Source organism: Arthrobacter sp. Cr_A7, assembly GCF_029222765.1.
Lineage (GTDB): Bacteria > Actinomycetota > Actinomycetes > Actinomycetales > Micrococcaceae > Arthrobacter.
Genome location: NZ_JARHXQ010000013.1, coordinates 19307 through 34038, shown reverse-complemented (window position 1 = coordinate 34038; position 14732 = coordinate 19307). Strand labels below are relative to the sequence as shown.

The 14732-nt window shown below is 62.7% G+C and carries 9 protein-coding genes; 2 read left to right on the top strand and 7 right to left on the bottom strand.

Annotated features, from left to right (window positions below):
• Positions 1–20: 20 nt before the first annotated feature.
• Positions 21–311, bottom strand: a complete 291-nt coding sequence (locus tag P2Q66_RS00790) for a hypothetical protein (protein ID WP_275724814.1) — start codon at positions 309–311, stop codon at positions 21–23.
• A gap of 266 nt (positions 312–577) precedes the next feature.
• Between P2Q66_RS00790 and P2Q66_RS00785 the strand changes: the two genes are divergently transcribed.
• Positions 578–1387 (top strand): SGNH/GDSL hydrolase family protein, encoded by an 810-nt coding sequence (locus tag P2Q66_RS00785; RefSeq protein WP_275724813.1) that lies wholly within the window; start codon positions 578–580, stop codon positions 1385–1387.
• Positions 1388–1756: 369 nt separating this feature from the next.
• Positions 1757–2875 (top strand): serine hydrolase domain-containing protein, encoded by a 1119-nt coding sequence (locus P2Q66_RS00780; protein ID WP_275724811.1) that lies wholly within the window; start codon positions 1757–1759, stop codon positions 2873–2875.
• Between the two features lie 544 nt (positions 2876–3419).
• On the opposite strand, the gene P2Q66_RS00775 is transcribed toward P2Q66_RS00780, so the two are convergent.
• From P2Q66_RS00775 to P2Q66_RS00750, 6 genes are all read right to left on the bottom strand, one after another.
• Entirely contained in the window at positions 3420–5111 is a 1692-nt protein-coding gene (locus P2Q66_RS00775) for an endo-1,4-beta-xylanase (protein ID WP_275724809.1), read from the bottom strand.
• 35 nt (positions 5112–5146) lie between these two features.
• Positions 5147–6934 (bottom strand): polysaccharide deacetylase family protein, encoded by a 1788-nt coding sequence (locus P2Q66_RS00770; RefSeq protein ID WP_275724808.1) that lies wholly within the window; start codon positions 6932–6934, stop codon positions 5147–5149.
• A gap of 58 nt (positions 6935–6992) precedes the next feature.
• A complete protein-coding gene (locus tag P2Q66_RS00765) occupies positions 6993–8579 on the bottom strand; it encodes a polysaccharide deacetylase family protein (RefSeq protein WP_275724806.1) in 1587 nt (528 codons plus the stop codon).
• A gap of 205 nt (positions 8580–8784) precedes the next feature.
• Positions 8785–10128, bottom strand: coding sequence for a glycosyltransferase family 2 protein (locus tag P2Q66_RS00760; RefSeq protein ID WP_275724804.1), 1344 nt, complete (start codon positions 10126–10128; stop codon positions 8785–8787).
• 2 nt (positions 10129–10130) lie between these two features.
• Entirely contained in the window at positions 10131–10535 is a 405-nt protein-coding gene (locus P2Q66_RS00755) for a hypothetical protein (protein WP_275724802.1), read from the bottom strand.
• Between the two features lie 2531 nt (positions 10536–13066).
• Entirely contained in the window at positions 13067–14725 is a 1659-nt protein-coding gene (locus P2Q66_RS00750) for a serine hydrolase domain-containing protein (RefSeq protein WP_275724801.1), read from the bottom strand.
• Positions 14726–14732: the final 7 nt, after the last annotated feature.

Here is a 14732-nt window from a genome sequence, read left to right as displayed (position 1 = left end):
CCAGCTGTATCAGGGAGTCTTCAGGATTCGTCTGCCGGGCTGATGCCGCGGGCAGCCAACAAGGCATCCAGTTCGGCGGCCTGGTGTGCTTGAAAGGCCTTGTCCGCGTTGGCGTGCGTGCTCGCGAGAAGAGGTATGTCGAGGCTGGCGTTGCATCCCCGGCAGCGGATCTCGTCTGTCCACGCCCAGCTGTATGCCGCGTGCGCTTGCCGTACCCGTTGCATCGCTGTGGTGATGACTTCCGTCTTGGCCGCAAAGTGCGCCGCGTCCTCGTTGCTGAGGCTGCTACCAATTTCGATGTCGATGCTCATCGTCGCCTCTTTTCCGTTGTGTCCGGATGGTGGAGTCGACAGTAGTGGCTGTTGCGCGGCGAAGGAACGACCGGAAGGTCACGGTTGGTTAACCCTTTTAGCAGCGCCGCCGTCGTAGGCAGGAGAAGAGCCCCGCTTCGGGTCTCTGTCCGCAGGGCTCTTCCCGCGTTGCTTTACCCCGACGATCGAAGCCCTAAACGGTCCGCTCCCCGGACGGGCTCACTTCCGCCGGTATGATTTGCCGGGTGATGGGAAACGGCGGGCGCATGCATGAGTGGATCAAGTACGCCGCACTTTTCGTGCTGGCCGTGGCCGCATTCGGGGTGGCAGCTATCGCATTGATGGGCCCACGCGCCGTGGATGAGGCCGTCCCCGTGACGGCAAGCGCTTCGGTGGCAGCGCCTACAACTACTGCCTCTGTGGCTCCCACCTCTCCGGCTCCTGCACCCACGGCCACTGCAACCGCGCCGCAACCGGGGATTGAGCTGCCGGCCGAGCCCGTCCTCCTTGTTATGGGCGACTCGTACACTGCCGGTGTTGGTGCCGACCAGCCGGACCAGGGGTGGGCGTACCTCGTTGCCGGGCAGCTCGGATACCCCACCAACATTGACGGCGTGTCCGGCACCGGGTTCGCCTGGGGCGGCGGCGGGCAGGACCAGCTGGCCGGTGAGTACGAAATCCGTTTGCGGGAAATTGCCGCAAACCCCGCCTTCGTGCCCAACGTCCTTATTCTTCAGGGCGGACAGAACGATTCCCAAGTCCCCAATGCTGAAGAGGTCACTGCTGCCACGGCCCAGACCATCGAGGCCGCACGCCGGTTCTGGCCGGGCGTCCAGGTGGTGGTGCTTGGACCGTCCGCGCCGCAGCCCCTCGCGGAGGAACTCCGCGGCGTGAACAGCGCCGTCCGCGCCGGCGCCGCAGCTGCCGGCGCTCCCTTCGTTGACGCCATCGAGGCCGGCTGGTTCACAACCGCCAACAGCCCGGGATTCGACGCTGACGGCGCCCACCCGAACTCCGCCGGCCACGCTTACCTGGCTGAGAAGTTCCTGGAGTCCTGGGCCACGCTGGTCCGATAGCCCCATGCCGTGAGGCGGTGACAGGTACGAAGGCGGCGCGTCCCGCCGTCGTACCTGTCACCACGTCCAAATGCGTCGCTCCGAGTGAGCTCCTTTGCTCCTGTTCCTGAAGGATTCAATCAAAGGGTTCAGGAAGATAATTAGAAGTGGGCTGGACGACACATTCTGGAGAGGAGTGGTCATGATCCGGGCCCTGCTGTGCAGGCTTAATATCGGGCACCACTGGCTGGCAGAAAGGACGCCCGACGGCGGTTTCCGCCGTCGTTGCACCAGATGCGGCAGGTACGACCGCCACAGCGCCAGGTGGTCAGGGCATCTGGAGGCTGGAGACCGGCCACGAAATCCGATGGGTCCGGTGCCGGATTGAACATGCACGCTGTAGCACTGGCCACGGCTCTTGTACTTTCCGGCTGCACGTCCGGCACCCCTGACGAAACAGCCACCACCCCTGCTGTGAAGCTTGGCGCTGCGCTGGAAGCTTTTGTCGCCGACGCGTCCACACATGGGGCGCCGGCTGTGGTCTTCCATGTGCGCAATGGAGACCAGGAAGAGCTACGAGCCACTGGAGTGAAAGACCTGGAGTCCAACACGAAGGCGGTCCCCACGGACAGAATGTGGATCATCGGTGCGGGGACGCCGATGGTGGCCGTGTCCGTGATGAAGCTGGTGGAGGCCGGCGCCGTGCGCCTGGAGGATCCCGTCTCCGCTCATCTGCCCGAGTTCACGGCCATCTTCCCGGCGTGGGACCGGGTCACGGTACGGGACCTGTTGGGCAGTACGTCCGGCCTGCCCGACTACTTTCCACCCCTGATTGAGTCCAGGAGCCTGGACGAGCTCCAGACGCGCCCGCTGACCTTCGAGGAACGGCTTCGAATCGCAGCGGGGGTGAACCTGCCGCCGGGACCGGTGTCCTACTTCGCGTGGTCAGCAACGGACTGGGAAGTGTTGGGCTGGCTGCTGGAACGTAAACACAACCGCGGACTCGCAGAGGTTCTCGCCAAGGATGTTTTTGAGCCGGCAGGAATGGGCAGCACCCACGTGGCGACGGCAGGGCAGCCGCCCGAGCCCATGCTGCATGGGTACGTTTTGGAGGACGGGAACAGGCGCGACTTCACCCGTATTGACGCGGTGGCCGGATCGGCTGATTCCGGAGTCATCTCAACGGTTGAGGACGTCAGCAGATTCGTGGCGGCGCTCACCACGGGCCGGCTCATCCGCGAGGAAACATGGAAGAGCATGGTTGAGGCCGAACCTTTTCCTTTGGGCGGCATCAACCCAAGTGACGACGTCTGTCCGGGCGCACGCCACGTCTTCGTATACGGAGGCGGAGGCCCATACAGTGTGCAATCTGTTTCCTCTGAGGACGGCCAACAGCAGGTAACGGTGGCCACGGTGCTTCCGCCTCAGGAGCTGAACGTCACGGACCCGCCCCCGCTCGTCCCCGAGATGGAAGACGCTATCCTGCAGACAGCCAAGAGCATGTGCTAGCTAGAGCACACAATCTGCCGTGGGCATCCACGTCCTTGAGGCACGGCCGGGCTTCACCCTCCAGTTGGCCCTACCCAGGAGCTGAAATCCCCCCTTGTCCCTTCGCCGCGCTGATCGTCATCCTTGCCGCATCGACGACAACGTTTATACACGGTCCCATCTTCGGCATGTTCGAGATGCCATTCGTGCCGAATGTTCAGCTTGCACAGCAGGGCCTGGATCATGGCAGCCTCCGATTCAAATCGCAGCGCTCTATATCTTCAACTATGGCCTTCGCCCCCTCTCTGGGGAACCGGCAGTTTGTCAGGCGTGCCAAGCCGCCGCTTGCCAGCTGCGCTCCCGATCGAGTGACAATTACCCGCAATATGCGCGCCTGCTGTCGGGAAGAGGTAATCGAGGCGGTGCCCAGCACCCCAGGCGACCCTCTGGCATTGAGCTAACTATCACTCCCGAAGAGCGGCTAGGGGCGTGTGCCACGGGCTATGGAAGTTTTGGTATCAGTGGGTCGGCCACCAGTACGGCGGCGAGACGTCGCCCGTACACATCAGCCGCCGAGTGCACGCTTCATCGCATGGTAGGCGGGCTTCGGTTGTCCGCCGTCGAACAGGAAGTCGTGGCCCTGCTGCCGTCGGCCACCGTCGTCGATCCACCAGTTGTAGCGGTCGTCCACGCCCCATGTCGTGTAGGAAACACAGGCAGGCGAGCGCAGACAAGTGGCCAGCACTGTGGCGTACTGCTCTGCCTGTGCGTCAAGCCCCTCGTCGTCCGAAACGTCGTTCTCCGAGATGCGCACATGTAACCCCGCGTCCTCGAAGCGATTGAGCGTGACTTCGAGGTGCTCAGCGGAAATGGCATCCGTCTGAAGGTCGTAGATGTGGGCTTGAAGGCCGACACCGTAAATATGCCCGCCCAGCGCATTGGTGTTGAGCGCGAGCTTAAGCAGTGCGTCCTGCCGGCGCCCCGGCACGTCGGCCCCATTTTCGTTGACGAACTGCTTAACGTCAGGATCGACGTCGTGGACGGCCTTAGAGACTACCGCCGGGTAGCCAGGTCCGAAAACCCGGTACCAGATGTTCTGCTGAAAGCTTGTCCCTTGATCGACGTCAAACGGCTCGTTCACGACGTCGACTGAAGCGAGCCGGCCCTTGAAATGCTTCACAACGGTGGTGACGTAGTCGAGCAGAGCTTGGGCACTCGCTCGGCGCTCCGGCTCGGAACTGGTGGGAAGCTCCTGCATCCAGCGAGGCATCGCTTCAGTGAAGGCGATGGTGTGGCCGTGCACTGCCATGCCCTTGCTCTCGGCGATCGCGAGAATCGCGTCGGCTTCCTCGAACGTGTATACGCCCTGCTGGGGGGACAAGAACTGTGGCTTCATGGCGTTCTCAGGCGTGACGGCCCCGAAGTTGCCGACGAGCTCCCGCGCGTAGTCCGCGTCCGAGGCAAGCGGGCCGAGCGCCACCGCCGCACCGATCTTGAAGTCCGGCCGGATCCGCGCGGCCATGGCCTGTAACCCGTCCGTTGACCGCTCTGTCTGCGTCACCGCGGGCTCCCCGATGTTCAGTTGCATACCCTCTGGTGCGGTGGCGGTGAGGGAACTGACCTGGAACGTCCCGCCGTCGCTAAACAGCCCCAGCCAAAGCTTCCCCGACCTGAACACGCCGCCGAGGGGCAGCGATGTCAGGGTGGCCCCGCCGCTCGCGATCTCAAGGGTCTGCGCAGACCGGCGCACTGAAATTTCAGCCTCCGGATCCTGCACCGTCACGTGCTCGTCGTGCGCCGGCTGCGGGTCGGTAACAACCGGCTGGGGGGAGCCGTCGAAGACCGCAATCTCGAGGTCGTCGCCCTGAAGGGTAAGCCGTAGGCCAGCCGGCTCGATCCGGAACTCGTCTGCGATCACCGGCGGACTGTCGTAGATGGTCCAGGAAGCGTCGGCGGTTACGTCTCTGAATGATGCACTAAAGGAAAAGTCTCCCTCAACCACGAGGTGTGTGCCGACGAGGTTCATTGGCGGGTTCGGCTGGCCTCCGCCGCCGTCTTGCTCGACTATTCTGCGTCCAGTGGCCCCTATCTGCAGTCCGTCACCGGCAGGCGTCACCCCCGGAGTATGCTGCCAGTCCTCCTGGAGCAGGTTCACGATCACGTCTGGCTCCGGTTTCGGCTCATTTGGCGTGCAGCCTGTGACGGCGAGCAGAAGGCCGGACGCCAGCACGATCAGTACGCGCGGGCGCCCGGCCATCCACTACCTCCCATCCTGCGTTCTCGTCCTCGTCGCTACGACCTGGTCCAGCGGACGTCGTCCACGTATGCCAGAACCCCGGAGTTGCCTGTCACATACATTTGTACGCTGGCCTTTGCGACGTTGGTTGTGCTCGGCGAGTACGTGAGCTCGACGTTGGAGACGCCGGTCGTCGTGCTTGCGAGCTTCCACTGCCCGGAAATCCAGTTCCCTGCGGCATCGTACTCGTCGATATACCAGCCCACTTCACCCGCTGTTCGGCTCCTAATGTTGAGGTACGCAGCGATCTTGTAAGTGCCCGGCGCCACGTTGACCTGCGGCGAGAACAGGTGGATGACCCCTGTACCTGCTTGCATCTTCACCGAGTTCACCGGGTTGGCCGGGGCGCCATTGCTGGCGTTGTCCGCAAGGACGTTGGCGGTGGCGTCGGTCCTCCAGCCGGCACTGATGCCGGCGTCGAAGGCGCCATTGGCGACGGGGTTGGTTGCCGTCGGCGGCGGGGTGCTTCCGGACAGTGCCATTAACTGCACGTTGTCGAGGAACGCGGTGATACCGGTTCCTGCCACTATGACCTGCAGGCTCGCCGTGGCCACATTGGTCGAACTCGGGGTGTATGTGAAGTTGAGAGCCTCCACCCAGCGCGAGTTTTCCCGCTTCCGGTACTGGCCCGAAACCCATGTTCCGGCCGCGTTGTACTCGTCGACATAGAAGGCCACCTCACCGCTCGTAATAGCAGCTACGTTGAGATAGGCCTTGTATAGGTAGTTGGTTCCCGGGCTCACCGGGACCCGCGGAGAGAACAAGTGCCCCGGCCCCGTGCCGGACACTAGCTTTACCGCCCTGACGGCGTCCGGGTAGCTGCCGTTGTTTGCCGCGTCAGCAGTGATTGTCGACGGAGCGTCTGTGCGCCAGCCGTCCCCGAGGCCGTTGCTGAATGAGGGGTTCGGCATCAAGTTGGGGTTGCCGGTCACCAGGCCCTTGCTGACGTTGACGTTCTTGATCTGGCCTGCCGCCACCCTGGTCTGCACGTACGCAGCCAGTTGGTCGAGTTCGGCGGTACCGTACTGGTAGTCATCGGGGTTTTGGCTGGGATTAGGCCTGATGTCGTGAAAGGTGAACACGACCCAGGTCTTGTTGGCAATGGCCTCGTCCACCTTGGCCCTCAGGGCGGCGACCGGAGTGGTCACTTCCTGGACCGGGACGTTGCGGAGCAGGTAGTCCCCGAGCGGCCAGATGTTGTTGCCTGTGTCGGCGAAGCCACGCATCGAGCTGTAGTATTTGGCCACCTGGGCCACTGTCGGCATGTCGTAGTCGCCGTAGGGTGGAGCGAACGCGGTCGCGTTGATTCCTCGCGTCGCAAGGGCGGACTTGCTGTTCGCCAGTTCCTCGTCAACCTGCGCGGACGTCAATTTTGCCGCTTGGCAGTCATCACCGACGCTCACCAGGCACCGGTGAGTTACGCTGTGCGACCCTATTTCCCACCCATAGGTGTTCTGCAGCTGCAGGATCTGGTCCCAATTCATGTAAGGCACGTCCGTGTCGGCACGGCAGGTATTCGGCACCGTGGTCATGCCGACACAGTCGGTAGTGACATAGTTCGTTCCGGTGAGCCCATACTTCTGCAGCGTGGGAGCGGCCTGCGTCAGCGAGCTGAGCGCTCCATCATCGAAGGTGAAGGACACCAGCGGGGTCGGTGCCGGGTTGTCAACTGCCCCGTTGGCCACTCCCGGCGTCAATAGCGTTGCAGCCAGGGCTACGACCGCCACCCCGATCGTCACGAGCTTGGCGCGCCACCGCCCAAAGCTGGATCTGGTACTGGTCATGCGTTCTGTCCCTTCTTATGGATGCTCGGCGGCGCCGAGTAACACTGCCGAATGGTGGTTAGGGACCCTGCAACCGTTCGAACGCCTGCGCAACGGTCTGGACTTCGATGCCGCTTTCGTCGATGAGCTGCAACTGGGTGGCGAGGGCATCGCTAGTGATGGTGCTGCGGTCCGCCGCGATAGTGCTCTTCTGAGTGCCAGTTGACTCTGGGGTGGCGATTTGGTGGTAAACGAGGATGAGCCAGCCGTTCATTCCTGCAGTTTCGGTGAGTGCTTCGGACAGGTTTTCCGACGTAGTCTCGTCGGTCACATAGAAGACTTTCAGATCGTGCGGTTCGAGGTTCTGCCGGGTATTGATGCCCTGCTCTGTACCGCGCACTATGTCGAAGTACTTGCCCGCGTACCAGTCGACCTGCGGGTCAGACCGACCGAAAGGCGGCGCCAGATTGTCCGTGCCGAGGCCGGCCGCCGCCAGCGCTTCCTCGCTTTTCCGCATCTCCTCTTCCAACCGGTCTGTATCGATCGAGGTGAGATCGACGTGTTCGTAGCTGTGTGCGGCAATCTCGTGGCCTGACTGGTGCAACTGTTGCACCTCGGCGGCGGTCATGAAGTTCGGCGTCTCGATCGAGCTGGCATTCACATACTGGGTAGACCGGAAGCCGTGCTTGTCCAGTAGGGGCAGGGCACGCTCATACACAGACTGCCAGCCGTCGTCGAATGTAATTGAGACCAGGGGCTGGTTCCAGCGAGGGGCACCTGGTTTGGTGACATCGATCAGCGAATAGGCGCGGACGTTAGTGGTACCGTCCCCGTGCGACACTAGGGTCACCATCGCCGTCTTTGCCTTGGCAGGGACTTGGAATGCTTCCTTGACAGTCGTCCACTCTCCCGCCGGCGGCACTGTCGCAAGGTTCCGGATTACCCGCCCACCGTCCGTAAGTTCGAACTCCGCAACCACGTCAACTTCGCGCTGGGACTGGTAGTCCGCGCCGAATTCGAAGTACTGGTCTGGGGTGACCGGGACAGGCTGGTACTGCCACTTTGCCTCTCCGCTCTGGTAGCCCGTTATGCGGGTCCAGAGGAAGCGCCCGTCCTTGTCCTCACCCAGCCCGGACTCCGCGGCCAACGGTCCATAGGAGTACGGGGACCACGAGCTTGGGGGACTCGGCTGCAACCCGTTGAACTCCGGGTTCGGTACTAAGTTGGGGCCTGCCGTGGAAGGCGATGGCAGCCGGACATCGTCCGCTGCCTCCAAGTACGCGCCCTCGACCTGGAACGTGCCTGCGGATGCAAACCGGAAGACGTACTCCACTGCGGTGATCGTGTCTCCGCTGTTGAACGCGTCGCTCACCGTGAATGCGGCATCTCCGGGCCGCTCAAGAGGGTTTGGCAACTGTTGCAGCGTCGTGCTGCCGTCCGCGTGGTGCTGGCGGGACAGCATCGTAAACTCCGTGTCGCTGCTCGTAAAAGCCTTGAAAAGGTAGGTCTCGTGCGGCTTGAGCCCCACACGTGGGCTCGTCAGCGTCACATCGCCTGAGGAGTACCCGATGACGTGGAGTTTCAACGCATCATCGCTCAGCTGTCCGTCGACGAGTTCCAGCGAGGTCTGCGCCTCTCCGGTTGAGCGGGCGTTCCAGCCGCCCACAGCACTAGCCTGAGCCGAAGGGACCGAACTCGGCGCGGAGCTGGCCGTAGTCGAGAGTAGCGCTGGGAGCAGGTTTGCCCCGGGCCGCGCCCGAGCGATGCTGTTCGTCCCCTCGGTGTAAGCCAGCCACCCGGCCGTGATCATGACCGCCACCACCGGGATGACGACGAGGGGATTCAGCAGCACACGAACAGCCCGCCGACGATTAGGCGGCACGAGCTACCACCACTACGCTGCGGCCGACCCTCTGCGGTGACTTCCATGTGTTGATCTCTGGCCGCTGGAACAATCCGCGCGAGCGTGCGATGCAGCGGAGGGCCGCCGTCAGTTGCACCAGGTCCATGATGTAGAACAGGAAGTATGCCGTCGGCGCGTAAATGGAGAGCCGAGTGCGTTCACGCGTGGCCAGGTTCTCATCCATCCAAATCGTCAGCAGTGTGTAGGCGGTGATGGTGGCATATGCACCGAGGATCAGGGCGGGCTTTTGCGTGACCAGCGACCAGTAGACTGCATACGTCCAAGCCAGAGGGGAGACGAGCAACGTAAATTCGCTTAGCAGCGCCATTGGCATTCGGTAGTACGTCAACGTGGTTGTGTACCGGCGGCTCGGATTGAGCATCATCCCGCGGTACTTGATGAGGTTCTGGATGCTTCCGTACTTCCACCGGTAACGCTGCTTGGCCAATGCGCGGAGCGTGAGCACCCCCTCGGTCTTCGCGACCACGTCAGCACCATAGACCATGCGGAAGCGCCGGTTGCCCAGGCTGGTGATTTTGGCGCTCAGGCCAATGTCTTCTGTCAGCGTGTCAGTGTCATAGAACTGGACTTTGCGCAGCACGCGCATTCGATAGGTGGAAGCGACTCCACCTACGACGAACTCGCAGTTCACGAGCGAGTAGAGCTTCTTTGAGCGGTAGCCGATCATGTGTTCGAACCGCTGCAGGATACCCAGTCCCGTCGTTTCCTCCATGATCTGCACGTTGGCGGCGACACCGGCGACGTACGGGTCATCAAAGTAGGACAGCGCGTTCGTGAGGGCGTCCGGCTCGATGATCGAGTCGGCGTCCAGCGTCATAACGTACTGGCCCCGCGCGTGCCTGCGGAGCACCGAGTTGAGCGCCGCGCCTTTGCCGACGTTCCTGCGCATCCGAACAATGCTCAGATTCATCCCGGGGTAACGCAACTGGTAATCACGGACAAGGCGGCCCGTGAGGTCCCGGGATGCGTCGTCTGCAACGAAGACCTCAAAGGAGCGGTAGGTGCTTCGCCGGATGGAATCGAGCGTTCGGACGATCACGGCTTCCTCGTTATGGGCAGCGATAACGATGGAGACCAGCCCGGGCACTTCGGGGATCGCACGGGTGGTCCAAACGGCAGACGCTGCGCACTCCGACTCGTACTCAACCGGCATCCGGACCCCCCGCAGCCCCTTCCGCCGCTGCTGCCAGATGTCGTAGAAGTTGGCGCCCACTAAGTACAGACCAAAGTGGACGACATAGAGAATGCTGACGCCGGCGAACAGCCAAAAGATGACGAGCGCGATGTCCATCCTCACGCCTCAGCAGGGCTGGAAGTGAGCGCTGGCAGCTGCGAAGCTGACCGGCGCTCGGCATGTTGGCGGCTGCGAGTCGCTGGCCGCGGCCCTTTCGCAGACGCGGCAACGGCGGCCGGTGCCGGTGCTGGTCTCAGTCCCTCATTCAACGACACGTTCGTGACTGCGCCGGTCGCCCGGCTTGCCGTCGGAATGGGGGTCATTGCCACTTCTTCAACGAGAGCCGCACGGGCGGCGCGTCGATAAATCCGGATACCGACGAAACGGATGACCGCCGTGAAAACCACCAGGCACCACAGCACTACGCTCAGCTGCGCCACGAAGCCGAGTAGGCCTTCAAACATTGCGCCGTCACGGCCGAATGTTACTTGAGCGGTCACGGCCACGCTTTCGATAGGCGTCATCAGACATTACCCCTTGGTGTTGACCCCGTGGCGGCTGTGCCACAGGTCCGGGCGTGGGTTCCCATTGCATGCTGAGTCATGTACTTCCCCTGTCGAGCGAGATGTTGAATAAGCCGTGGGATGTCTTCCGCTCCAGCGCCAACTGGCGTCCGAGCCTGCTGTGGTGGCGCATGTTCCTGTTTATGTACGCAGCGGGGCAACGCGTTGCGGGGCCCCTCGCAGCGGTTGGCGCGGCGTTCTATGCCGAACTGCGATTTCAGCTGGTGTATTTCAGGCATCCGATGGCAGCACATTGTTTAGGAAGGAATCTCCCAGAGTTGTTTAGGTCCCAGGAACCGTTGCTTAGCCCGCTGGTGTGTTCCAAGCTACGGGTCGTTCCGCGGGCAGGACACGAGTATCGAGTACTCTAATGGCACTTTTAGGGTTACTTGGGAAAAGCCCTTCGCACGACGCCAACAGCCTCTGGATACCGAGAGTAAGCCCATAGGTACTCGCTTCATCTCTCGTTGACCTTGCGAAAGACACTTCCGTATAGAAAAACGAGTGTTCAGTACGCAGGTGGTGCTCCGTGGTGACACAGCCTGGCCCTCGCAAGCTCCCTGGCTTTGCCCGCGAGAGGACTTCAGCCGGCACTACTCGTGTAACGCTTTACTTCCCCTGATGCCACCTATTTCCCCTAATTTTCAACTTTTCGAGTGTTGGGGGTCGACAATCCCAGCCAGCCTGGAGGAAGCTATGCATGCGGGAAGCCCAGCAGCGAGGCTCGCGGGCTGACTCAGCGAGACGACCAAGGAGAAAATGCTCCCTTTCCTGGCGCGCCCGATGATGTACGCGGCCAATTAGTGCGTCGATGACGAGCACCAGTTTGCGGTGCGGTCGGCGCTGATTTATCCCCTGAATTCAGCAGCGCCACACAGGATTCGTGCCGTTGCCAACCATGACTGTTGCGGCCCGTTGCTACTGCTGTTTGCCCTGAGTCCGTCGGAGGGAGACAAAATGCGCCTGAGGAGCGGGGGAACGCCTGAACGTCCGGACGGTCCTTGCTGGACCCCCGGCCCGTGCCTCCTGCCTCCGTGGCTTGCTGTTGTGGTGTTCGTTGTGATGCCCCTGCTGATTCTGGGCGGTTGCACGCTGGCCAAGACCCATCTCGAAAGACCCGCAACGGAGCTTCCAGGGGCGACGCAGCTACAACTCTTACCTTCACCTGCGCAACAACACGCTCCAATCCGCGTCCTTGCTGGGCACTCCAGCTCCTGACTTGGGAAGCCGGTTCCCTTCTGGCGTCGTCGCCCGTCTGGCCCTCCATTTGAGAATGTGAAAGTTTCCTATGACTTTTTACGAACAGCCCCCTACTTATCTATTTGTACTTCACAAGCCGAGAACCAGCGGGCTAATATCGGCAACCTAGTCATCGCGGTTCAATCGGTGCAGCAGATGAACTTACTTATCAGTAAGGCAACATGCGGATAATTCGGTGCTTTGCGCCCTACCCGCAACCTTCTCGGAATTACCTATTGTGGTGATGCCTCCGAGGCTGATTATTCGCCTCAACGTGGATGGGACAGAAGCGAGAAAATTTAGTGAAACCGGAAAGGTAACGGACGTCTGCGCCTTGCTTGCGTAGAGGATTGCTCCGATTCCTGAATGGATCAGCCATACAGGGCGGGAGGTCGGCTTTCCGCCCTTCCGCCTGTGAATCTTTTCAGCGCGGGGTTTCGACAGGCTCCGCCAGCGACTGCGGGCTCAACCATGGACTCCCGGGTCAACCACCGGCTCTGCTCACGACCAAGGTGCGATAGTGGTGACAATTGCAGCCACCGGAGGACGAGCCATGGATGACGCCCAAGCCTTGGATCAAAAGCAGTCCCTGCCCGACCGGCTGCAGTTCGTCCGTGTGGTGGCCTGGCTCATGGTGGCGGTGTCCGCCGTCGGGCTCTTCGGCATCGCCGATCTCATGACCCTCCTGGGCTGGGTGGACCAGCGCTATGTCTGGGCCGTCTCGTTGGAAGCCAGTTGGGGGAGCCTGATGACGTTTATCGTGGCAGGCTCTTATGCCAGCATCGCGCTGAACCCGCGTGACCCCTGGCCCGGAACAGTCCTTCTGGTTGTGGCGGGCATGGCGCTCGTACTGTCCGCCATGCTCGGCGCTGACAGCCGCCCGCTGCCGTTGGCTCTGATCGTCGCCGTCCCTGCCCTCGGACTCCTATATTCTGCGCGGAAAGAGACCACGCCTGCCAGCCGTTCCCTGCGGCCGGGCTGGCAGCACCTCCTGATGGCGGTAGTTGGAGTGCCGCTCTGGCTGCCGTACTCGATTCACGCCCTTCAGATGTCGAGGCTCCAACCCAATGCAGGACACGACACCTGGGGCATAGAGCATTGGCCGGTCCAGGGCGCCGCCGGCATCACCATGATGGTCGCTGCCCTGATCATGGGCTGGTGGGGTCCGGCCCGGCCGCTTGCCCGGGTGAGCATCAGCCTGTCAGCCGTGTATATAGGAGTGGCCATGCTGGCCTACCCCGACCGGGCCGGCGCTATGGAAGGTCCGATGTGGGGTGTGGCAATGGTCCTGTGGGGGACGGTCCTGGCGCTGCTGCCCGCAAACGGAACCACAGCCATGCCGCCAAGGCAGTCCGCACGGCAGCCCATGCCGCCGTCAACACCAGGGCGGGCACAATAAAGAGCCCGGCGTCCGGGACTGTGCGAACAATGACCGGCAGGTCGGCGTCGAAATGGCTTGGGATGTAGACCAACCCCAGCCAGAGGATGGCTGCGTCCAGCAGCAGCGGCAGAACCCCGACGGCGGCGAGCCGGCGTCCCGAAACCGGCCGTCCGTTCCGTGCCCACCGGTACAGCACGCGGCCCAGGACAACCAGCGACACAAGTTCCGCGAGGAGGGCCAGCAGCGCCACCGCCCAGCCGTATTGCTGAAGCGGCTCCTCCCGGATTTCCGCCGGCACGGGAGCCTTGCCGTGAAGGATCCGCAGGACGTTGCTGTCCATGGCACGGGCCAGGGAAGCGGTGGACTGGCTGGCCCCGTTCACCAGCAACACAACGCCCAGGCGCTCGCCGGGAACCATGGCCAGGAACGACTGCGTATTGGACCACGAACCAGGGTGCTCCAGCACCAGGGGCAGGCCGTACCACTGCTCCTTGGGCGCCGCCGGGTCCAGGCTCTCCCACAGCGGCCGGGCGAACCATGCCATCGCGTACGAGCTGAAGCCGTCCACCGTGACCGTCGGTTTCAGGAGCGCCGCGGCGGATTCGGGGGACACGATGGCCCTTCCGGCATATTGCCCGCCGGACAGTTCTGCGATGAGCAGGCGGCTCAGATCCTCAGCCGAGGAGTACATGGTGGACGAGGGCGCGCCCATTGCGGGGACCGGCATGTCAGCCGGACGCCACACGGAGCTGAACCACTGGTAGTAACCGTGGGCTGCCCCGTTGGCTGCAGCGTAATCCGCAGAGACATGGCTGTCAGCCATCTGCAGGGGTGCAAAAACATACAGCTTCATGTACTGATCAAAGCTTTCACCGGAGACCGTCTGCACCAGCAGTCCCAGGATGTCGTAATTGAGGTTGGAGTAAGTGAAGGTGCTTCCCGGCTCAGCGACGAGGACCGCGTCCGACAGATCCCTGACACCTTGCTCCAAGGCCTGGGGGCTGCGGTCATCCGCGGCCTGGTACGCGCGGCCGTCCCGTTCCGAAAAGCCCGCGGTGTGGTTCAACAGGTGGGCCACCGTGATTTTTGCAGACTTTGACTCGTCCGCCGTGCGGAACCACGGAAGGTAGTGCTTCACCGGGGTGTCCAGGTCCAGCCGGCCGGCGTCCACCTGCTGCATCACGGCGACGGCGGTCAGCGCCTTGCAAGTGGAGGCAAGCAGCACCGGCGTCTGCGGGGTCATGGCACGGCCTGAGGCGTCCGCCACGCCGAATGCGGAGAGGTGGACGAGCCGGTCACCCTCCACCACCGCGAGCTGCACCCCCGGCAGGCCCAGCTGCTCCATCTGTTCCTGCAGGTACTGGTCCGCGGCCTGGAACCGGTCAGCACCTATCTGCGCAGTGGCGGCGGGCGGATCCTTGCTGCCCGCCAGGGCAGCAGCGCCCAGGCCCAAGGCGATGACAACGGCAAGAGCCACCCGAACGACGACGGCACGTACCGCCGTCGTCCGCGCTTCCACAGGCCAAGCCACCGGGGCT

Excerpts from the sequence above, each read along its gene's own strand:
- P2Q66_RS00790 (WP_275724814.1), bottom strand. The coding sequence starts at position 311 with ATGAGCATCGACATCGAAATTGGTAGCAGCCTCAGCAACGAGGACGCG.
- P2Q66_RS00785 (WP_275724813.1), top strand. The coding sequence starts at position 578 with ATGCATGAGTGGATCAAGTACGCCGCACTTTTCGTGCTGGCCGTGGCC.
- P2Q66_RS00780 (WP_275724811.1), top strand. The coding sequence starts at position 1,757 with ATGCACGCTGTAGCACTGGCCACGGCTCTTGTACTTTCCGGCTGCACG.
- P2Q66_RS00775 (WP_275724809.1), bottom strand. The coding sequence starts at position 5,111 with ATGGCCGGGCGCCCGCGCGTACTGATCGTGCTGGCGTCCGGCCTTCTG.
- P2Q66_RS00770 (WP_275724808.1), bottom strand. The coding sequence starts at position 6,934 with ATGACCAGTACCAGATCCAGCTTTGGGCGGTGGCGCGCCAAGCTCGTG.
- P2Q66_RS00760 (WP_275724804.1), bottom strand. The coding sequence starts at position 10,128 with ATGGACATCGCGCTCGTCATCTTTTGGCTGTTCGCCGGCGTCAGCATT.
- P2Q66_RS00755 (WP_275724802.1), bottom strand. The coding sequence starts at position 10,535 with ATGACGCCTATCGAAAGCGTGGCCGTGACCGCTCAAGTAACATTCGGC.